The sequence below is a fragment of the Shewanella sp. ISS20 genome (genome assembly GCF_056522965.1).
In genome coordinates, this window is record NZ_JAWRZK010000001.1 from 1,417,554 (window position 1) to 1,439,155 (window position 21,602).

Below are 21,602 nucleotides of genomic sequence, written 5' to 3' on the forward strand. Positions count from 1 at the left end.
TTGCCGCCAATGATTGCCACCCCAAAAACAAAACCCAGCCATTTGGCTGGGTTTATATAGCTACACTCGATTAAGTCAGCAATTAATCACATGACTTTAATAACACTGCATTGCGAATTAATGTAGTGGCAGTGCCCACAGCCGCAGATTTTGCAAAACTGGCTACTTGCGATTGCATTTCAACGGTTGCTGCCAGCGCCGAGCCATCGGTCACCCCAGCGATTTCTCTAGGACTAACGATTGAACTGTGATGACCTTTTAAGAAGCGCGCGACGCCACTTCCCACACGAGTCGAGTCGATACACTCAAGGCCTAATGCGCTAATTAACGGCTCAGTTCCAGAAAGCGGGAAACCTTCAACCTTGTTAGGTAACACTTGATCTGGCAAGTTAACGCCATCGCCCGCCACTTCAATTAACTGCACAGGTAACTTAGTCGCCACTAAACTAGCCGCTTGGTTAATCGGATCAGCGCTATCAACTGCTGTTTGCACCGCAAAGGCGAAGGTTGGGATAAAGTTGGCATACACTTGTTTTACTAACGCATTGTATTCATCCGAACCAGGCGCGAAACCCGAGGTATTTGCCGCAGTCACTAAGGCTTTAAAGGTTTCACTGGCTGTGATGTTATTAAACAGCACTGGGCCAAAAGTCGCCGAGCCTGCAAATGAACCGGCTAAACCGCCGCTAGGTGCCACTAACGAGGCTGCTTTTAAAGCGTACGCGTTAGGTAATGCCTGACCGGTAGCTGGGTTAACTAAACCGGTACTGGCGTAATTAGCAAAGGTGGTACCAACTATACCGCCCAAACTTAAACCTTGAGCACTAATACCTGACACATCAAATATTTGTGGCTTGTTGGCATTAGCTAAGGCACCAGCCAAACCAGTTAAGGCTAAACGCACACCTAAGTGATCTGATACCGCTTGGCGGAAGTTATCTCGCACACTTAAGGTACTGGCGATATTCACAAACACCAGCGGATTACCTTGAGCAAATGCATTAGGTTTACCAATCACAGCACCAAAAGATGGATCTGTGGCTGATACTTCATAGCTACCGCCAGCATCGACATCTTTATTTACATCAAATGAGCGCTCGCCATGCAGTGGCATATCAATCGCCACTAATGCGACACCATTGGCAGCATAAGTACCAGCATAGGCTAAGGCCATTTCTTTACCGCCACCTAGGCCATGCATGGCCATAGTCGTCGGCCAGCCTTTAGTTGGTGGCACAAAAGGTATGCCTTGCGCTGCATAAAACGCTGCCAATTTTGCCGCATTTGGCAGGGTTATGAGCACTGGGATGTCTTCATAACCTTTGATTTTAACGATAGGGTTAAACTTAGTTAGATGCTTAGCCGCATCAGCTGGTTGACCGTTATCGAGCAACCAAGTTTTACCAGCAAGTAAGCTTGGGTTAGTTAACGCCGCTTGTGGGTCGACCCCTTGAGCTACTGCTTGGGCTGCAAAATTTTCATTACTTAAAGTCTTAGCTTGCAGCGCTAATAATACGGCGACAGGGCTATCACCTTGTGCCTGCCAGCGACCATTGATGGTCGGCTTATTATTGGCATCTAAGCACTTAACCGAAGAGCAATCGCCATACACAGGCAAAGTAATCACCGCAGAATAGACATCAGCTAAGTTAGCTGTCACATAGGCAAGGTCCTGTGATGGTGCTATGCCTAATGCGGTAGCGACTGTGTAACCGGCGGGTGTAGGCAGCACTTTAAACTTTGGCTTATAGGGGTCTTGGCTGGCCATTAATAATTTATTGGTTTCGTAGACATTGGCCACCGACTGAGTGGTAAATAAGCCAGCATAACTAATCTCTTCCGCATCAACGCCACCAGCTTCCGCTATTCCTTTTTCATAGCTATTAACTAGCCCTTGCAGCAACAACTGCGATGGGGTTTCGAGCGGATTGGTATCAATATCAAGCTTTAGCAAAGCATATGTAGCTGAAGCAGCAACAGATTGACCATTTGAGTCTTGTACTAAACTGGTCACCGCATACACATAAGACTGATTAGGTTTTAATGGTTTGAGCGGAATAATCGCAATGGTGTTGCCAGAGGCAGTACTTACGAAATCCACACCAAACACAAGCTCTTCACCGATTTTACAAGCTGACACTGACAGCGCATCTTTACATTCAGGATCTGACGATAATGCGCCGCCAACAGTCGCTTCGTACATCACGACTGCGCCAGGTTGCATCACAGAAGTTGCATCTAAGGTGGTGGTAGTTCCAGCAGGCGGGATCACTTTAATGCTAATAGGTGACGTAGTGGACCAGCCGTCTAACGCCCCTAAAGCGATTTGTGGATCAACATAATTTCCCGTGGCTTCACCAGGAATGGTAAGAGTGCCGTCAGTGGTACCACTAAACAATAAATCATTAGGTATTGGTAATATGGCATTAGCGGGATCAAATGCGATTTGAGACACTGGGATTAACGGCTTAGTCGTTTCGGTTAAATCATCATATGTATCGCCACCACATCCTGTGAGTCCCAGTGCAGATGCAATTGCAACACTCAAAAAGAGTCTTTTCATCTTTCATCCCCAAATCTTGTTGTAATAATTTTGTTTTCCTCAGGAAATTGGTCACAATAGTCGAGAACCATGACCAACAGGACAAAAAACGTCCTGAGCTACAAATAAAGCTAACGTAAAAGTAATGACTTAGCTACATTTTTGTCACACTCAACCATAGCTAAAATGGGATTTAATCATTCATTTGTTTTAAACACACGATAGAGGCCAGCTAAATGGCCTGTGATGATAGGCTTTAGCGTTCTAGGGAAGTATCAATATATGTTGGAATATCAAGCTAAGAGTGACGCTTTACAGGGAAAAATTATTTTAGTGACAGGTGCAGGCGATGGCATAGGTAAAACCGCCGCCATCACTTTTGCGCGTCATGGCGCGCTCGTTATTCTGCTCGGCAAAACCGTTAGCAAATTAGAAGCTGTGTATGATGAGATTGAAGCCTCTGGTGGCCCAAAACCTGCCATAGTGCCATTAGATATGAAGGGCGCCACCGAGCAAAACTATAAAGATATGGCCGAAACCATAGCTGAGCAGTTTGGTAAACTCGATGGTCTGTTACATAACGCCAGTTTGCTTGGGGTGCTCGGTCCGTTTGAGCATATGGACATGGGTGCATTTAACGACGTTATGCAAGTCAATGTCACCGCGCAAGCTATGATGACCAAGGCTCTCCTACCTGTGATGAAGCTGGCAGAAAAACCTTCTATCGTATTCACCTCAAGCGGTGTCGGTCGCCAAGGCCGCGCTTATTGGGGCGCATATGCAATTTCTAAGTTTGCAACCGAAGGCATGATGCAAGTATTAGCCCATGAATTTGATGGCACGCATCTTAGAGTAAATAGCATTAATCCTGGTGCAACCCGCACGAGCATGCGCGCCAATGCTTATCCGGCTGAGAACCCTGCAACCTTAAAAACGCCCGCAGATATTATGCCGACCTATTTGTACCTGATGACAGATGACAGCGCAGAGGTTAACGGTCAGGCCTTTAACGCGCAGTAAATTCGCCAAGTGATACTTAGGCTGATTTTCTTAACTAATCAGCCCTTAGCTCACTTGCAATCTTGATGGCTTGCACTTCACCAACGTGCAGGTCATCAATAGAAATCGCACCAATACGCACCCGCACTAATCTTAAGGTTGGAAAGCCGACCGCCGCCGTCATCTTGCGCACTTGCCGATTTTTACCTTCTCGCAAAATCAAAGACACCCAACTCGTTGGCCCATGGCGCTCATCACGAATTTTATGACCTCTGGCAGGTAAATTTGGACTTTCATCGAGTTTGCGCACCCGGCATGCTTTGGTCATATAGATTTCGCCTTTGACCTTAATAGTCACACCAGTCTCAAGCTCAGCAATAGCCTCTGCACTAATGTCGCCATCGACTTGGGCGAAATATTCTTTTTCAACATCAGCGCTGCGCACATTATGGCTAGTCATGCCATGAGTGGTGAGTAGTAACAATCCCTCAGAATCATGATCTAAACGGCCAATGGTCATAATGCCAGCGGGAAAATCAAATAACTCACCTAGGCGTTTTTTATTTTTACGCGGTTCTTGGAGAAACTGACTTAAATAACCAAAGGGCTTATAGAGTTTGAAATCTTGATGACTAACTGACATAGGAAACTAATGACAATAATGCTGGGACGCGCAGTATACAGATTCAGTCGACAAGTTGCGATGCGCGCATCGACCTCTTAACCTTAGCCACTTGCGGTAAATTGCAGCCCACTGACTAACTTAGCGATATTTTCGCGAAATAAATACAACTATGACCTTCATGGGATGAGTAATAACTGAGGGATAAGCAATCTTTTTCCAGCACGACGCCGGCATAACTGGTGTCTCCGCCAGAAGGCATAGTTAAGCGTTCTGTCACCTGCCCTGTCACTTTATCTATCTCGATAAGAGAGGTGCGAGTGTTATCGTTATACAGGCGCACTATGGCCAATAATTTATCATGCCAGCTAAATAAGGTAGGTCCACCAACGCGGCAAGTGAGTTCTAGCCATTGCCAGTCAAGATACGGCGCCGACGCGCAGCCAAGTAACGCTGCTCCTCTATCATCATAGGCAGGGTCACGCCGCAGCAGTACATACAAATCATCTTTCACAAACAGCGGCGCCGCTTCATTGACATAACCTTGGTTATTTAAAGGGGCCATGGCGCAGGTAAAATTATCGCCATCAATACTTGTATATAAGCGTAAGTCTCCTTCTGGTCCGCCGCGATAAGCACCGCCAACTATGAGGTTTTGCGCAGCATTAGCAGCGCATTTCCACAACCAGTAATTATCACTCACGATTACGCGTGGCGCACTCACTCCTTGCGAGGTCACTGTCCAACTTAAGCTTTGCAAACGTTTGTCGGCATCGCACTGTGGGCGTCTATCAACAGCTGCGGCATTAAGGTAAAGCGTATTATTAAAAATCAGCCATTTACCATCACGAAGATCGCGTTCAGGTTCGCTAACTTCTGCAAACTTGTGCCACTTATTACCATCACTCGACACCAGTATGACTAGCTCGGCAGTGTCCGACACATGGGCGATTGCACTGCGAAACACACAATAAAACTGGCCTTGATAGCGGCATAAGTCAGTAAAGGCACTATGGGGAGATTTATCCCAAATCTTTTTATGTTTGATGATCTTCATGCTCTGTCCTTGTGCATGTGATGAACCAATACTTATGGCAACTAGCGATGACGACCTACAGTCGTTATGAATATGATTATGGCTCATAACTGCTTGAACATATTCATTAATAATAGCGCCACTGTTAGTAAGCAAAATACTCTGATTAATGGCTGATAAAAATAAGTAAATCACAGCTAAAAAAATAGGCCGCTAATGCGACCTATTATTCTGAATGCGAGCGATTAGCTACACATTGTTAGCCACGCTGACGCGAAGGCTTTGGCTTACCGCCAACAACTTTATGCTTATGAACGGCACGGCGAATTTTAGCGCTGCGCACTTTAGCGCGGGCGACACTGTGCTTATCTGAACCCAGCATACTGCGGGTTTCAACGTCCATACCGCCTAGTTGACGCAAGTAATTCACTTGATCCAACGGCAGTTCCATCCAACCACCGCGAGGCAAGGTTTTAGGCAGTTCAATCATACCGTAACGAATACGGATAAGACGGCTTACTTGAACTTCTTGAGATTCCCATAAACGGCGAACTTCACGGTTACGACCTTCACGCAGACCAACATGCCACCACTGGTTCAGGCCTTCGCCACCCGCGGCTTTGACATGATCAAACTGTGCTGGACCATCTTCTAACATCACGCCATTGCGTAAACGCTGAACTGTGGCTTCGGTCACTTCACCAAAGGTACGCACAGCGTATTCACGCTCAACTTCATTCGATGGGTGCATTAAGCGGTTAGCCAGTTCACCATCACAAGTGAACAATAACAAACCTGAGGTGTTGATATCCAAACGACCAACAGCAACCCAACGACCATCACGGATCTTAGGTAAACGGTCAAATACGGTTGGACGACCTTCAGGATCTTTGCGCGAACAAATTTCACCTTCAGGCTTATGATAAGCCAGCACTCGACAAATCAAATCGTCAGCCGATTTCATTGACACAGTACGGCCATCGATACGAATTTTAGCATCGGGTTCAACGCGATCGCCTAAACTGGCAATCTCGCCGTCTACGCTAACTCGACCTGCAGCAATCCATGCCTCCATCTCACGACGGGAGCCATGGCCTGCACGGGCCAAGACTTTCTGCAATTTTTCACTCATTAGTTTCGACTCTTCTTATGACTGTGGCGGATTAGTCTCAATCGTAGATCTATGACTAAATAATGCCGCCAACGACTCGGCATCCGTTAACGGAGGTAAATCCGCAAGGGAGTCCAAGCCAAAATAGGCTAAAAATTCAGGGGTGGTCGCATACAATGCCGGCCTACCGGGCACATCTTTATGCCCAATGCCCCTGATCCACAAACGATCAGATAAGGTTTTAATGATCTGGCTTGCAACCGCAACCCCTCTTATCTGTTCAATTTCGCCTCGGGTAACTGGTTGGCTGTAAGCAATCACAGCTAAGGTTTCCAAGGTGGCGCGAGAATACTTAGGTGCTTTTTCTTGAGTCATTAACTGTAGAAATGGCGCTAATTCTTCTCTGGTTTGGAAACGGTATCCGCCGGCAACTTTTACCAATTGCACGCCCCGTTCCTGATAATCTTGTTCTAATACTGCTAATTGCTCGCTAATACGTTCGCGAGAAACACTTAAATCACGCAATAATCCTTGGCGTAACTCTTTAATCGTTAACGCTCGTCCTTGTGCAAATAGTCCCGCTTCGAGCAATTGTTTTAATTGAATATCACTGATCGGCATAAATTAATTAACTAGCTCTGACATAGATTTCAGTCAATGGAGCTGCTTGCATTAACTCCACCAAAGATTCTTTTACTAGTTCCATCAAGGCCAAAAAGGTCACTACTACACCAGCGCGCCCTTCATGGGGCTGAAACAAGCGCGTAAATGGCACGAACTCTTCACGAGTTAATTGTGCCAATATTTGGCTCATACGTTCACGCGTCGATAAATGTTCGCGCTGCACGTGATGGCTCTCGGTCATTTGAATGCGTCGATAGATGGTTGAAAACGCTCTTATCAAGTCACTCAAACTCACGTCCGGTGGCACAATTTCTGCTTCGGCGGCGGTTAATGCCGCAGTGGCTTGAAAATAATCACGCTCAAGCCTTGGCAAAGCATCTAAATCATAAGACGCTTGCTTGATGGTTTCATAAGCTTTCAGTTGCTTTATTAAACGTGTCCGAGGATCTTCTTCCTCATTGTCATCTGTTGCTATCACCGGCAGCAACATTCGCGATTTAATTTCCGCTAAGGTCGCCGCCATCACTAAATAGTCAGCTGCCAACTCAACCCGAGAGTCGGTGAGCAGGGTAATATACTCAAGGTACTGACTAGTGATTTGGGCGATAGATACATCGACTACATCTAACTTATGCTTACGGATCAAGTATAAGAGCAGATCAAGTGGCCCCTCAAACGCTTCTAAAAATACCTCAAGCGCTTCAGGTGGAATAAATAAATCTGTCGGCCACTCTTGCACAGGTTCGCCGCGAATAATGGCCAAAGGTAAACTATGTTGTACCGTTAGCTCCGGCATGCGCTGCTCCATAATGGATCTCTTGCCATAATTTCAGCAAAACGCGGCATTATACCTGTATTTTTATGGCTATTAAAGGAATGCCGATAGATCGCCCGCGCCTTCGCGCAACACTTCCATTTCACCTTCGGACAAATCAATCACGCTGGTCGGTTTTTCACCTAAATAACCACCGTGTAAAATCGCATCAACCTGATGTTCTAAAATATCGCGGATATGTTCAGGATCAGATTCTGCAAACTCTTGGCCAGGCATCACTAACGAGGTCGACATCAAAGGCTCACCTAAAGCCTCTAATAAATCACGAGCAATGATATTGTCAGGAACGCGAATACCGATAGTCTTTTTCTTATCATTTTGTAAGCGCTTAGGTACTTCTTTAGTCGCTTTAAAAATGAAAGTGTAAGGTCCTGGAGTGCAACTTTTTACCAAGCGATACGCTTGATTTTCGACTTTGGCGTAGATAGATATTTCAGACAAGTCGCGGCACATCAAAGAAAAATTGTGGTCATGCTCGATATGACGAATACGCGTGATACGAGTCATGGCATCTTTATCCCCCAATAAACAACCTAAGGCATAACCTGAGTCGGTTGGGTAAACAATCACGCCACCGCTGCGTAAAATTGCCACTGTTTGGCTAATTAAACGAGTTTGCGGGTTTTGTTCATGTACATAAAAAAATTGGCTCATGCTCTGTCCTTCCATAAAGGCGATTGCCAAACCCAATTGAGGCCAGCAGGTAAAAATAAATTACGGCCAAGTTCAACCCAGCCACCGACAAAATGAAAATCACTTCCCACTGAGGTCAATAATTCATGTTTATGGCTCAAGGCCACAAGATTAGCTCTATCATCAAGATTTTGTTGGCCTAATACCACTTCCATGGCATCGCCACCCGCGTCTTTAAACTCTGTGACTAAGCGGCGCAGCCATTTACCCGATAATTGATAGGCACTGGGATGCGCGAGTACAGCCAAACCACCGGCTTGATGGATAATCTCGATTGCACTCGCCATGTCGCCCCAGTTATTAGGCACATAACCGGTTTTACCTTTAGCGAGGTACTTCTTAAACACCCCAGCGTTATCGGTGGCATAGCCTTTTTCAATCAGAAAACGTGCAAAATGACCACGACTAATCACGGCGCCATCAGCAAATGCTTTGGCAGCGTCATACGCACCCTCAATGCCAACTTTGGCTAAGCGCACACCAATTTCTTGGGCTCGTTGATCCCTAAGTACAGCTTGGTTATCTAAAAAGTCTTGCAACTGCGGATTGTGGATATCGATATTTAATGCCACAACATGAATATCGTAACTGTACCAGCGAGTAGAAATTTCAGCGCCATTGATGAGCGTTAATGGTTGTTCCAACGCTTGATTCGCGGCGTGAGCCGGGATCATCGCAGCGACAGAATCATGATCGGTAATCGCCAACATATGCACGCCCTTTTCTGCCGCACGTTGCACAAGTTGCGCAGGCGTTAAGCGGCCGTCAGAGGCGGTAGTATGGCTATGGAGGTCGACCACTCGGGTCACAGCAGTATTTTCATTCATTTGAGTATTGTAATGGATGCGGGCAAAAAACACCTTAAATAAATGGGTTATAAGCATAAGCTCACGTCGATGCCCGTGCATGATTATGATGACATTTTATCATCATTGCATTTTTTCCATTGACATTGAGTCACAAAACTAGTTTTCTATAGACAACTAAATGACAGGAATATCACTTTATTATGACTTTTACAGCACAAACTAATACCGTTTTTGGTTGGTGGCTTTACTCACATTCGCGGGTAGACTTGGCTGTACACATCTAAATAAAGTGTCGCTTCAATAAAGAACCCGCCCGCTGCGGGTTTTTTTATCAGCAAATTTCCCGCAAAGACACCTTGGCTAGTTTAGATAAGTAATTACGGGAAAGAAAAAATGACAACGACACCCTCCTTTATCCAATGCAAGCGTGCGGCCATTTGCTATCAAGCCGACCCTTTGTGCCTTTATCAGGCGCTAAATGCTCATAGTCGCCACAACCTGTTACTGGAATCTGCTGAAGTCACCACTAAAGCGAATCTTAAAAGCTTATTGTTGTGTGACAGTGCCCTTGAAATTCGCTGTCAGGGCTATCAACTCGAATTCACGGCGCTAAGTGACAATGGCCAGCAGTTACTACCACTGATTGCTGAGTTCTTTAGACGGCCAACTCAAATGGCCAGGTTACCATCCTCAGCAAGCTCAAGTAATAAGTTAATAGTGACCTTAACGCCGCCAGCAACGCCTATGGATGAAGATGCAAGATTAGTCGCCAGTTCCCCCCTTGATGGCCTGCGTTTTTTCATTGCTGAACTTAAACACTACTGCCTTGATGCCCAAAGCCAAGCGGCGCTGTTTCTTGGTGGCGTGCTGGCTTATGATTTAATCGCTACCACTGAAGTGCTGCCAAACGTGCCCACAGGCGCTAATCATTGCCCAGATTATTTGTTTTATTTAGCCGAGCAATTAATTGTTATTGACCATCAAACCCAAAGCGCCGAATTGCAAAGCTTTGTGTTTAGTAACACGCCGAGCATTGCTGCTAGCATCGAAGATAGGCAGCAAGCCCTATGCGCCATAGCTAATGATTATCACCCCGCCCTCTTTGGCCAAGCGCAGACTGCGGATGTGTCAGTCAATGTCAGCGATGAGCAATTTTGTCAGCAGGTCGATGCCCTTAAAGAGCACATAGTCGCTGGCGATATATTTCAAGTGGTGCCATCGCGTAGCTTTACTTTGCCATGCGCCAATCCCATCGGCGCTTATCGGGCACTGCGTACGACCAATCCAAGTCCGTATATGTTTTTTTTCCAAGCACCAGATTTTTGTCTGTTTGGCGCCTCACCTGAAAGCGCATTGAAATACCAAGCATCATCAAACACGGTTGAGGTCTACCCAATCGCTGGCACTCGTCCACGCGGTAAAGACGATAACGGTCAAATCGATGCCGACTTAGATAGCCGCATTGAGCTTGAATTACGTTTAGATAAAAAAGAGCTAGCCGAGCATTTAATGCTGGTTGATTTAGCGCGTAATGATATTGCCCGAATTAGCCAAGCTGGCACGCGTAAAGTGGCTGAATTACTCAAAGTCGATCGCTACTCCCACGTCATGCATCTGGTGAGCCGCGTGACAGGCCAATTACAACATCAACTTGATGCCTTACATGCTTATCAAGCCTGTATGAATATGGGCACCTTAGTTGGCGCCCCTAAAATTCGCGCGGCGCAATTAATTCGTGAAGTCGAACAAAGCCGCCGCGGCAGCTATGGTGGCGCGGTAGGTTATCTAAACGGTCAGGGCGATATGGACACTTGCATTGTCATTCGCTCAGCCTTTGTTAGCCAAGGACTTGCCCATATTCAAGCGGGCGCTGGGGTAGTATTTGATTCAGACCCTCAGGCAGAAACCACGGAAACCCGTCAAAAAGCCCAAGCTGTGATTAATGCGGTACAACAAGGAGGTGGCTTATGAAAATTACCTTACTCGATAACTTCGACTCATTTACCTACAACTTAGTGGATCAGTTTCGAAGCCTAGGTCATCAAGTTGATATATATCGCAATGATGTTGATATCGATTATTTATGTCAAAAGCTTGCCACCACCGATGAACAACAAGTATTAGTGTTATCGCCAGGCCCAGGCGCGCCGCATCAAGCGGGTTGTATGGCAGCCTTGATTGCTCGTCAAGTAGGTAACATGCCCATCATCGGCATTTGCTTAGGCCACCAAGCCCTGATTGAGCATTATGGCGGTAAGGTTGAGCGTGCGCCGCAAGTGGTCCATGGCAAGGCAAGCTTAGCGACTCACAATAGCCAAGGGATATTTGCCAACCTCCCAAACCCTTTACCTATTGCTCGCTATCACTCGTTAGTGGCAACTGTGGTGCCGCCATCCCTTGACGTTATCGCAAGCGCCGATGATTTACCTATGGCCATTTATCATAGGGAAGATCAAGTGTTAGGTTTTCAATTCCATCCTGAATCGATTTTAACCACTAAGGGCGGCTTATTATTGACCCAAGCGTTAGCGTACGTGAGTAAGGAGCGTCATCATGGCCATTAATGTTCAGCCGTTACTGGATACTTTATTTGCGCAGCAATCATTAAGCCGCATGCAGAGTCAGGCATTATTTGGCGCCATTGTTGCGGGTGAATTAAATGACAGCCAAATCGCGGCGGCGTTGATCGCCTTAAAACTTAAAGGCGAGAGCTTAGATGAGATCAGTGGCGCGGCGGATGCCTTATTATTGGCCGCGACACCATTTCCACGCCAAGCTGAGACAATGACTGCCAGCCAGTCATCTTGCCAGCCTGGTTTACTGGATATCGTGGGAACTGGTGGTGATGGCTTTAATACCATAAATATTTCTACCACAGCAGCCTTAGTCGCCGCGACCGCGGGCGCCAAAGTTGCCAAACATGGCAATCGCAGTGTCTCGAGTCAATCGGGCTCGTCTGATCTATTGGCAAGTTTAGGACTGAATCTTACTATGCCGCCTGCTATAGCGGCGCAGTGCTTAGTCGATGTGGGGGTATGTTTTATTTTCGCGCCTCAGTATCACGCCGGGGTACGCCACGCAGTGCCAGTGCGCCGGGCCTTAAAAACTCGGACTATTTTCAATATCTTAGGGCCATTAATTAATCCTGCGCGCCCAGATTTTATGCTGCTTGGCGTTTATTGCCCAAGTTTGCTGCAACCTATTGCCCAATGCTTACAAACCTTAGGGGTTAAGCGCGCTATGGTAGTGCATGGTTCTGGCTTAGATGAAGTTGCCATTCATGGCTTTACCGATGTCATTGAAGTGACGCCAAATAGCTTAATCAGTTATCAGTTAACCCCTGAAATATTAGGCATAAACACGGCGCCACTCAGCGCATTAACGGGCGGCAGCCCAATGGAAAACGCCAACATTACCCGCTCTATATTGCAAGGTCACGGCCAACGCGCCCATCAAGATGCCGTAGCAGTCAATGCTGGCTGCGCCTTATATGTCGCGGGTATTGCCCCAAGTCCCAAAGATGGCACGGCCATGGCGCTCGCTATTTTACATACATCAAGAGCATGGGAGCGCTTGGAGCAACTCATTGAAACATCAAACGCCGCCATTAACGAGGTGCAGGCATGAGTAATATTTTAGAGAAAATAGTCGCCACTAAGCATCAGCATATTGCTCAGCTGCAACTAGCGTACCCAGAAGCCACGCTTGCGCCTAAGCGCTCAACTCGCAGCCTTTATCAAGCATTAAGAATCAAGCCTGCGAGCTTTATTCTGGAATGCAAAAAAGCGAGCCCATCAAAGGGCTTAATTCGCGCCGACTTTGATATCAAAGCCATAGCCTCTGTTTATGGTCGCTATGCCGCGGCCTTATCCGTCCTCACCGACGAGCAATGGTTTCAAGGCAATATGGCGAATATTCCTGAGGTCAAAGCCTTAGTTAGCCAGCCCATTTTGTGCAAAGATTTTTTTATCTCGTCATACCAAGTAACACTCGCCGCCCATCAAGGCGCCGATGCCATTTTATTAATGCTATCGATTCTTGATGATGAGCAGTATCAAGCATTAGCGAGCCTTGCCGCACAATTTAACTTAGATGTATTAACTGAAGTCAGTAATAGCCAAGAGTTAACGAGAGCCATTGCCTTAAAAGCTAACATCATAGGCATTAATAATCGTGACCTGCGCGATTTAACCACTGACTTAGCGACGACTGAGCAATTGGCACCACAAATCCCAGCGGACACTGTCGTCATTAGTGAGTCAGGCATTTATTGTCATCAAGACGTGCGCCGCTTAGCGCCTTTAGTGCAAGGCTTTTTAGTTGGTAGCTCGTTAATGGCGCAAGCCAATCTTGATCAAGCCTGCCGCGCCCTGATTTTTGGTGAGAATAAGATTTGCGGTCTTACCCGTAGCCAAGACTTAGCGGCAGCGGCTAGCGCTGGCTGTCTATACGCAGGCCTGATATTCGCGTCAAGTTCACTGCGCGCGTTAACCTTAGATGCAGCAATAGCCTTAGCGGAGTTTAACCAGCAATTAGCTCAGCCGCTTAAATTGGTCGGCGTGTTTGTTAATGCTGACATTGAGCAAATGGTGACTTATGCCAGGACACTTAAACTCACGGCCATTCAACTGCATGGCGATGAATCTGAGCTTGTCATCACCCATCTTAAAGAGCAGCTAGCAGCGCAGCAACTTGACTGTGAGTTGTGGCAAGCCTTAGGAGTTGCTACTGATATAGCGCACTTTTCACCAAGCCCACAAGTTGCGCGCTTAGTGTATGACAGCCGAGTAGCGCAGCAATTTGGTGGCACAGGCACGCCTTTTGATTGGCAGCGATTATTACCGGCCAAAAGCCGCGCTATGTTGGCTGGCGGCCTTGATGCTGATAACGCACTTAACGCGGCAGAAGCGGGATTCCTTGGCTTAGATTTCAATTCAGGGTTAGAGAGCCGCCCCGGCATTAAAGATCCCAACAAAATTCAGGCAGCCTTTAGTCAGCTGCGACAGTATTAATAGCGAGGTTACTATGAAGCAATTTACCCTAAACCCTTATTTTGGTGAGTTCGGTGGCAGTTTTGTGCCGCAAATTTTAATGCCTGCCCTGCATCAATTAGAGCAAGCCTATTTAAGCGCCATTGACGATCCCACCTTTAATGCCGAATTGATGGATTTACTGCACAACTATGCCGGCAGACCAACAGCCTTAACCTTAACCCGTAACTTAAGCCCTAACCCATTATGTAAAATTTACTTAAAGCGCGAAGACTTATTGCACGGCGGCGCCCATAAAACCAACCAAGTATTAGCGCAAGCATTACTGGCTAAACGCATGGGTAAAAAAGAAATCATTGCCGAAACCGGCGCGGGTCAACATGGGGTAGCCACAGCGTTAGCCTGCGCACTGCTGGGGCTTAAGTGCCGCATTTATATGGGCGCAAAAGATGTGGAACGCCAATCGCCCAATGTGTTCAGAATGCGTTTGATGGGAGCCACAGTTATTCCTGTGACCTCAGGTTCTGCCACCTTAAAAGATGCCTGCAATGAAGCTATGCGCGACTGGTCTGGCAGCTATGAAAAGGCGCATTACCTGTTAGGTACGGCTGCTGGCCCGCATCCATTTCCAACCATAGTGCGGGAATTTCAACGCGTAATTGGCGCCGAAACAAAACGCCAAATTTTAGAAAAAGAAGGCCGTTTGCCTGATGCCGTGATTGCCTGTGTTGGCGGCGGCTCCAATGCCATCGGCATGTTTGCCGATTTTATTGACGAACCGCAAGTGCAACTAATCGGTATTGAACCTGCAGGTAAAGGCATAGACACCCATATGCACGGCGCGCCGCTGCGCCACGGTAAAACCGGCATATTTTTCGGTATGAAAGCGCCCTTGATGCAAGATGAGGAAGGCCAGATTGAAGAGTCGTACTCGATTTCAGCCGGCTTAGACTTCCCATCGGTCGGACCACAGCACGCCCACCTTGCCGCCATTGGCCGCGCGCAATATGAATCGACCACCGATGATGAAGCCATCGCTGCGTTCCAGCAATTAGCGCGTTGTGAAGGTATTATTCCAGCGCTGGAGTCTGCCCACGCCTTAGCCTATGCCATTAAACTAGCCGCTAAGGCCACCACTGAGACCTTATTGGTCGTGAACTTATCAGGCCGCGGCGATAAAGACATATTTACTGTGTCAGACCTATTAAACCCATCTGCAGCAGGAGAGACATTATGAGCCGCTACCCAGCCCTGTTTAGCCACCTTGAACACGAGCAACGTGGCGCCTTAGTGCCTTTTGTGACCTTGGGCGATCCAGGTAAAGAGTTATCGCTTGAAATTATTGAATGTTTAATTAGCAATGGCGCCGACGCTCTGGAATTAGGATTACCCTTTTCAGATCCACTCGCCGATGGCCCGGTGATCCAAGGCGCTAACCTGCGCGCGCGCGCGGCAAACGTTAAAATGAGTGATTGCTTTGAGATGATAAGCATTATTCGCGCGCGCCACCCAAGCTTGCCCATTGGCCTATTAATTTATGCCAACCTAGCTTATGCCAATGGCTTAGATAGTTTTTATCAACAAGCCCATAGTGCTGGGGTGGATTCAATCTTAATTGCCGATGTTCCTATGCAAGAAGCCGAGCCTTTTGTCGCTGCTGCCAAGCGTCATCAACTTGACCCTATCTTTATTGCGCCGCCCAATAGCACAGATGCCGATATTGAAGCGTTAGCCTCAATGGCTAGCGGCTATACCTATTTATTATCAAGAGCTGGAGTGACTGGCGCCGATGTTGCTGCCAATATGCCCATCACCGCCATAGTCGATAAGCTAAAGCACTATAATGCGCCGCCACCATTATTAGGTTTTGGCATTAGCCAAGCTGAGCAAGTGCAAGCCGCCATTAAGGCGGGTGCCGCAGGCGTAATTTCAGGCTCAGCCGTGGTGAGCATAATTGCTAAGCATCTACATCAGCCAGAGGTATTATTGCAAGAGATGGCGGCATTTATTCAATCGCTAAAGGCTGCGACCTAACTAGGATAACCGGCCTAATTAACAATGATGTGAGCGTAAAGATCAGCCCCTAGCGCGGGTTCACGACGAGTAGTCCACTAGCGCCAGTTCATATCATCATTAGCAAAGAGTAACATCTAGCAGTGTTACTCTTTGGCTAACACTTAATGCGCTAATCTCCTCCCACCAATCGTTAAATTTTGAATCTTATTGTGATTATGCCAGATTGGTCTAAGACTTAAGCCATGCTACACTCGGCGCATCTTTGTTACTGGTAAACATTAATTTTATATGAAGCAACTTCTTGATTTTTTTCCACTTGTTGTATTTTTTATCGTTTATAAATTCGTTGATATTTATGCTGCTACAGGCGCCTTAATTGGAGCCACCGCCTTACAACTGGTTTTAAGCTATTTGATATTCAAAACCGTTGAGAAAATGCACCTGATCACTTTTGCCATAGTGACCATATTTGGCACAATGACTTTGGTATTTCATGATGATGCCTTCATTAAATGGAAAGTCACCATAGTGTATGCATTATTTGCCATCGCCTTAATCGTGGGGCAGTTTATCAATAAGCCCATCCTTAAAAGCATGCTCGGCAAAGAGATGCAAGTGGCCGATAGCGTATGGGCAAAAGTCACTTGGTACTGGGTCGCCTTTTTTACTGCCTGTGGCCTAGTTAACATTTATGTCGCTTTTTGGTTATCGCAACAATTTTGGGTCAATTTTAAAGTGTTTGGCTTAACCGCCCTCACCTTAATAAATACCGTAGTGACAGTGATTTACCTCTACAAACATTTAAGTGAAGATCAACGTAAGGAGTTCAAGTAATGTGGTATATGATTTCAGCCGAAGATCACCCGAACACTTTAGATAAGCGTTTAGCCGCGCGCGCTGAGCATCTTGCTCGCCTGCAATTGCTGTGCGATGAAGGTCGATTATTAATTGCCGGACCACATCCTGCCATTGATAGTGAAAATCCAGGCGATGCTGGCTTTACTGGTTCATTAGTCGTTGCTGAGTTTTCCAGTGTAATTGAAGCTCAAGCCTGGGCTGATGCCGACCCATACTTTGCGGCAGGCGTCTATAGCAAGGTCATCGTCAAACCTTACAAAAAGGTATTGCCTTAATGAAAATCGTTTCTTTCAATATCAATGGCCTAAGAGCGCGCCTGCATCAACTGCAAGCCTTAATTGATAGCCATAGTCCTGATATCATCGGCCTTCAAGAAACCAAGGTACATGATGAAGCTTTTCCAGTGGCTGATGTGGAAGCCATGGGTTATCACGTCCATTATCACGGCGGTAAGGCCCATTATGGCGTAGCTATGCTATCAAAAATGGCGCCACTTGAAGTGCAAAAAGGCTTTGTAACCGATGAAGAAGAGGCTCAGCGCCGCTTAATCATAGGCAAATTCCAGCAAGAAAACGGCCGCGTATTGACTGTGATTAATGGCTATTTCCCCCAAGGTGAAAGCATTCACCATGAAAGCAAATATCCTGCTAAGCGCCGCTTTTACCAAGATTTAATGGCGCATCTAAATGAGCAATGCTCAAATGCTGATGACATTGCAGTGATAGGTGACATCAATATTTCGCCACTGGATTTAGATATAGGTATTGGTGATGTCAATGCTAAGCGCTGGCTAAAAACCGGTAAATGCAGCTTCCAACCGGAAGAAAGGCAATGGCTGGCGACGCTCATGGACTGGGGCTTTGTCGACACCTTTAGACAAGTACACCCAAGTACCAATGAGCGTTTCTCTTGGTTTGATTATCGCAGTAAAGGCTTTGATGATAATCGCGGTTTACGAATCGATGTGATTTTAGCGACCCCAAGCCTAGCGCAGCGCTTAGTCGCGGCCGATATTGACTATCCACTAAGAGGCATAGATAAGCCCTCAGATCACGCGCCGATTTGGAGCGAGTTTAGTGCATAACTCATAAAGGAAACCGCTCGGTTTCCTTTTTTAATGACAATACTTGTTAATTCGCATTTAATGTCTTAAGTTCAATCGGATAGATTTTTTCACATCACTATTTTAACAAAAAATGATTTACTGCTGGTGAGCTAGGTTAACAGCCTAGTTAAACAAGCTGTTAAAAAAGTCGTTAAGCTAGGTCTTAACTTAGCGATTAAGATTAATCACCAAGGTAAACGCTGTAACCCGAAGTGCAGGATGCACTGGAAATTCAAGGATGAAATTAATGCCTGTTGCCAGCTCAAAATTTATTTGGATAACTATTGGATTTTATTGGTTAATATCAAGTATTGCCCAGGCTGACCCCATCAAGATTGCCGTCTCGTTATCGCCGCTATCAACACCTGTCATCATAGCTAAACAGCAAGGTTTCTTTACCCAGTACGGAGTAGATGTAGAGCTTCTGACCACTATAGGTGGCAATGCTTGCCTTGAACGCTTGCTCAATAATGAAGTGGATTTAGCTACCACTTCTGACAGCGCCATCATGTTTATGAGTTTTAGTCGCCAAGATTTTAGAGTCTTAGCCAATATCTCAAGCTCAGATAACGATATAAAACTTTACACCCAAGATAACAGTGGCATTCATGCGCCCAAAGATCTCATCAATAAAAACGTTGGGATTGTCAAACATTCCGCCAGTGAATACTTGTTAGATCAATTACTGCTATTGCACGGGCTTAAGTCATCGCAGATTAAACGTCACTATTATTCTGCTGATAAATTGGCCGATGCCCTACTAAAGGGGGAGGTAGATGCGGTCTCAATTTGGGAGCCTTATGGCTATCGCTTACAAGCCAATAACCCCAGCGTGCGCTTAGCCTTCGATACCCAAGTATTAACCTTATTAAGCTTCAGTCTTGTCACCCAAGAAAAGCTTGCCAACAGTCTACAGTGGCCTGCGATATTACAAGCCATCAATGCAGCTAATTTATTTATTTTAAGTAATGAGGCCGAAAGTCAGCGAGTGGTGCAAGCCTTCCTTGGGGTCTATGCCAAGGAATTAACCAGCCTGTGGCCCGATTATCGATTTAGATTATCAAGCAGTGAGTTTTTACTCGCGCAATTAAAAAATAGCGCCCATTGGGCCCGGACCACCGGCATAGTCAGTAGCACAACAATGCCTGATTTTGACCAGATTATTCATACCCAAGCCTTAGATACTCAGCGCTTTATCACAGATGATCTCTAATGAAAATTGTCCAACAACTACGGCTATTAATCATATTTAGTCTTGGCCTTACCGCCTTAGTATTAGTCGCTATCGTTAAACAAGTGCAAATCGAACAAGAGTCGAATGTTCGGCTCGAACAAATTTTAAGTTTAAGCAGTGCCATCGACACCTTAGCTTTTGATTTATGGACCTTAAAAAACTTCAGCGATAATAAATTAATTGCCGCAAATCTGCTGGAAATTAACCATATTGAGCAATCGCTAGCAAAAATCCCTAAAGACGACCTTGTCATACGCAACGACTTCACTATTCTTGAGCGCGATATTACCCAGGTTCGAAAACTGCTCACCCTAAGTCAGCAAAATGTTAGCCTCGGCGAGCAGAGCCAGTTAATTTTGCTTTCATCATTGACCATTGCCATTCAATCGCTGCGCGAAAGCTTGTATCACTATAAGTTGCACGTCATCAATCAACACAAACACTTGCAATTGCAACTCATGTATTTAAATGGCGGGGTTTTGCTGGCGTTTGCCTTACTCATTAGCATTGGCGCAGTCTTGCTATTAAAACGCTTTGAAGCCGGGATACAGGCGCTCACCACGGGAGTACAACAAGTTGCCTGTGGCGAATTAACCACACCAGTCACTAGTGACTACCAGGACGAACTTGGTTTTCTTACCAACCATTTCAATGAAATGCGCAAAAATTTACAGCAAACTACTATGTTAAAGACTGAATTGGAAATTGAAGTTAGTCGCCAAACTCACGCTTTGCAACAACAAGCGAAGCAATTGCAATATGTGGCTGAACATGATGATTTATGCGGCTTATTATCAAAAAACACCTTTGAACGCTTATTTACTATTGCTCTTGAGCGCTGCCAACGCGATGGCAAAAAAGGGGTGTTGGTCTTTATCGATCTCAATGGTTTTAAAGACATTAACGATACCTACGGCCACCAATGTGGTGATATGGCCCTGCAACAATTGAGTTCACGCTTACAAATAAAGCTGCGTAAATCGGATCTTATCGGCCGCTTTGGCGGTGATGAATTTGTGCTATGGCTTGATAACCAAGCCAAGGTCGAAGCCTTGCCAGCTCAGCTCAACAAGCTTGTGACGTTAATCGAGGAACCAATGGAGCTTAATGGCATTAAGCTCACACTCGGGGCCAGCTTAGGTGTGAGTCGCTATCCAGAAGATGGCACTCACAATACTGAATTGTTACGAAAAGCTGATAGCGCTATGTACCATGCCAAAAACAATATTGAGGCCGGACAATTGAGCGCTATCGTGTTTGCGAGTCATATCCTTAACGATAATGTAAGCAATAACGTCTTTCCGTATCCGGTCGTTAAAAGGCAGACTAAACGGCAAAATTAATCCAGTAGCTGGTCGGCCACAAATGGATTGTGCTTACGTTCTTCACCAAAGGTAGAGATGGGGCCATGACCAGGTACAAAGGTAACATCTTTGCCCAAAGGCCATAATTTTTTGGTAATAGAATGAATGAGGTCGCTATGATTAGAGCCAGGAAAATCAGTGCGACCCACTGAGCCTCTAAATAACACATCCCCTACCCAAGCTAAGTTCTCACCTTGATGATAAAACACCACATGGCCTGGCGTATGGCCTGGGCAATGCACTACTTGCAATTGCTGATGACCAAGCTCAATCACATCACCATCTTCTAAATAGCGATGAGGCGCAAATGGCTCTGCCGCCGCAAAACCAAAGTTTTGGCTTTGCTGGGCCAAATTATCCAGCCAAAAAGCATCGGCCTGATGTGGGCCTATAATCTTAACGCCTGTCATATCGCTTAACGCTTTGGCGCCGCCCACATGATCGATATGACCATGAGTTAACAAAATCATAGTTAAGGTCAATTGTTCTTTTTCAATGCGCTGCATTATGCGGTCAATATTACCGCCGGGATCAACCACTGCCGCTTCTCTAGTGGTTTCACACCACATCAAACTACAATTTTGTTGAAAAGGAGTAACTGGGATAGTGACGTATTTCATCGGCTATTTCTCACTGAAGTCCATGTGAAGATTATGCCACTAACATAGCCGATATTCTCGTTTGTTTGTTTGATCTTGAATAACTCAGTCAGTAAATGGTGAACTCCCCCCCATTAACCACAGCCAAAAGCAAACTCATTTAA

At 46.1% G+C, this 21,602-nt stretch carries 21 protein-coding genes; 12 read left to right on the plus strand and 9 right to left on the minus strand.

Features of this window, described 5'->3' with window-relative positions; translation table 11 throughout:
• Positions 1–82: 82 nt before the first annotated feature.
• Positions 83–2,563 (minus strand): VolA/Pla-1 family phospholipase, encoded by a 2,481-nt coding sequence (locus tag AC1HDP_RS06415; protein ID WP_479638103.1) that lies wholly within the window; start codon positions 2,561–2,563, stop codon positions 83–85.
• A gap of 261 nt (positions 2,564–2,824) precedes the next feature.
• Here AC1HDP_RS06415 and AC1HDP_RS06420 point away from each other — a divergent pair, with 261 nt between their 5' ends.
• Positions 2,825–3,562, plus strand: coding sequence for a YciK family oxidoreductase (locus AC1HDP_RS06420; RefSeq protein WP_479638104.1), 738 nt, complete (start codon positions 2,825–2,827; stop codon positions 3,560–3,562).
• Positions 3,563–3,596: 34 nt separating this feature from the next.
• Here the strand turns inward: AC1HDP_RS06420 and AC1HDP_RS06425 are convergent, their stop codons facing one another.
• The 7 genes from AC1HDP_RS06425 to rnm form a co-directional block, all read right to left on the minus strand.
• The gene (locus AC1HDP_RS06425; RefSeq protein ID WP_479638105.1) at positions 3,597–4,184 is read right to left on the minus strand and encodes a pseudouridine synthase; all 588 of its coding nucleotides are present in this window, start codon (positions 4,182–4,184) and stop codon (positions 3,597–3,599) included.
• A 115-nt stretch (positions 4,185–4,299) separates the two neighbouring features.
• Positions 4,300–5,220: an exo-alpha-sialidase gene (locus AC1HDP_RS06430; RefSeq protein ID WP_479638106.1), complete on the minus strand. Its 921-nt coding sequence runs from the start codon at positions 5,218–5,220 to the stop codon at positions 4,300–4,302.
• Between the two features lie 238 nt (positions 5,221–5,458).
• On the minus strand, positions 5,459–6,331 hold the full coding sequence (gene rluB, locus AC1HDP_RS06435) for a 23S rRNA pseudouridine(2605) synthase RluB (protein WP_140932995.1): 873 nt from the start codon (positions 6,329–6,331) through the stop codon (positions 5,459–5,461).
• Positions 6,332–6,346: 15 nt separating this feature from the next.
• Positions 6,347–6,931, minus strand: coding sequence for an SMC-Scp complex subunit ScpB (gene scpB / locus AC1HDP_RS06440; RefSeq protein ID WP_479638107.1), 585 nt, complete (start codon positions 6,929–6,931; stop codon positions 6,347–6,349).
• A gap of 7 nt (positions 6,932–6,938) precedes the next feature.
• Positions 6,939–7,730: a segregation and condensation protein A gene (locus tag AC1HDP_RS06445; protein WP_479638108.1), complete on the minus strand. Its 792-nt coding sequence runs from the start codon at positions 7,728–7,730 to the stop codon at positions 6,939–6,941.
• A 72-nt stretch (positions 7,731–7,802) separates the two neighbouring features.
• Positions 7,803–8,423, minus strand: coding sequence for an L-threonylcarbamoyladenylate synthase (locus tag AC1HDP_RS06450; RefSeq protein ID WP_479638109.1), 621 nt, complete (start codon positions 8,421–8,423; stop codon positions 7,803–7,805).
• On the minus strand, positions 8,420–9,289 hold the full coding sequence (gene rnm, locus AC1HDP_RS06455) for an RNase RNM (RefSeq protein ID WP_479639840.1): 870 nt from the start codon (positions 9,287–9,289) through the stop codon (positions 8,420–8,422). Before rnm ends, AC1HDP_RS06450 begins: the two co-directional genes overlap by 4 nt.
• A 375-nt stretch (positions 9,290–9,664) precedes the next feature.
• Between rnm and AC1HDP_RS06460 the strand changes: the two genes are divergently transcribed.
• From AC1HDP_RS06460 to AC1HDP_RS06510, 11 genes are all read left to right on the plus strand, one after another.
• Complete coding sequence (locus AC1HDP_RS06460; RefSeq protein WP_479638110.1) at positions 9,665–11,242, plus strand: anthranilate synthase component 1; 1,578 nt, start codon at positions 9,665–9,667, stop codon at positions 11,240–11,242.
• Positions 11,239–11,835, plus strand: a complete 597-nt coding sequence (locus AC1HDP_RS06465) for an aminodeoxychorismate/anthranilate synthase component II (protein ID WP_479638111.1) — start codon at positions 11,239–11,241, stop codon at positions 11,833–11,835. The genes AC1HDP_RS06460 and AC1HDP_RS06465 overlap by 4 nt, the downstream gene beginning before the upstream one ends.
• Positions 11,825–12,898 (plus strand): anthranilate phosphoribosyltransferase, encoded by a 1,074-nt coding sequence (gene trpD, locus AC1HDP_RS06470; RefSeq protein WP_479638112.1) that lies wholly within the window; start codon positions 11,825–11,827, stop codon positions 12,896–12,898. The genes AC1HDP_RS06465 and trpD overlap by 11 nt, the downstream gene beginning before the upstream one ends.
• The gene (gene trpCF / locus AC1HDP_RS06475) at positions 12,895–14,283 is read left to right on the plus strand and encodes a bifunctional indole-3-glycerol-phosphate synthase TrpC/phosphoribosylanthranilate isomerase TrpF (protein WP_479638113.1); all 1,389 of its coding nucleotides are present in this window, start codon (positions 12,895–12,897) and stop codon (positions 14,281–14,283) included. The genes trpD and trpCF overlap by 4 nt, the downstream gene beginning before the upstream one ends.
• A gap of 13 nt (positions 14,284–14,296) precedes the next feature.
• A complete protein-coding gene (trpB, locus tag AC1HDP_RS06480; protein ID WP_479638114.1) occupies positions 14,297–15,499 on the plus strand; it encodes a tryptophan synthase subunit beta in 1,203 nt (400 codons plus the stop codon).
• Positions 15,496–16,296 (plus strand): tryptophan synthase subunit alpha, encoded by an 801-nt coding sequence (trpA, locus tag AC1HDP_RS06485; RefSeq protein WP_479638115.1) that lies wholly within the window; start codon positions 15,496–15,498, stop codon positions 16,294–16,296. The genes trpB and trpA overlap by 4 nt, the downstream gene beginning before the upstream one ends.
• Positions 16,297–16,566: 270 nt before the next feature.
• On the plus strand, positions 16,567–17,112 hold the full coding sequence (locus AC1HDP_RS06490; RefSeq protein WP_479638116.1) for a septation protein A: 546 nt from the start codon (positions 16,567–16,569) through the stop codon (positions 17,110–17,112).
• On the plus strand, positions 17,112–17,411 hold the full coding sequence (locus AC1HDP_RS06495; protein ID WP_479638117.1) for a YciI family protein: 300 nt from the start codon (positions 17,112–17,114) through the stop codon (positions 17,409–17,411). Before AC1HDP_RS06490 ends, AC1HDP_RS06495 begins: the two co-directional genes overlap by 1 nt.
• Positions 17,411–18,220: an exodeoxyribonuclease III gene (gene xthA / locus AC1HDP_RS06500; RefSeq protein WP_140933007.1), complete on the plus strand. Its 810-nt coding sequence runs from the start codon at positions 17,411–17,413 to the stop codon at positions 18,218–18,220. Before AC1HDP_RS06495 ends, xthA begins: the two co-directional genes overlap by 1 nt.
• A gap of 268 nt (positions 18,221–18,488) precedes the next feature.
• Positions 18,489–19,454 (plus strand): ABC transporter substrate-binding protein, encoded by a 966-nt coding sequence (locus AC1HDP_RS06505; protein WP_479638118.1) that lies wholly within the window; start codon positions 18,489–18,491, stop codon positions 19,452–19,454.
• A complete protein-coding gene (locus AC1HDP_RS06510) occupies positions 19,454–20,818 on the plus strand; it encodes a GGDEF domain-containing protein (RefSeq protein WP_479638119.1) in 1,365 nt (454 codons plus the stop codon). Before AC1HDP_RS06505 ends, AC1HDP_RS06510 begins: the two co-directional genes overlap by 1 nt.
• On the opposite strand, the gene AC1HDP_RS06515 is transcribed toward AC1HDP_RS06510, so the two are convergent.
• Positions 20,815–21,459, minus strand: a complete 645-nt coding sequence (locus tag AC1HDP_RS06515; protein WP_479638120.1) for an MBL fold metallo-hydrolase — start codon at positions 21,457–21,459, stop codon at positions 20,815–20,817. The genes AC1HDP_RS06510 and AC1HDP_RS06515 overlap by 4 nt on opposite strands.
• Positions 21,460–21,602: the final 143 nt, after the last annotated feature.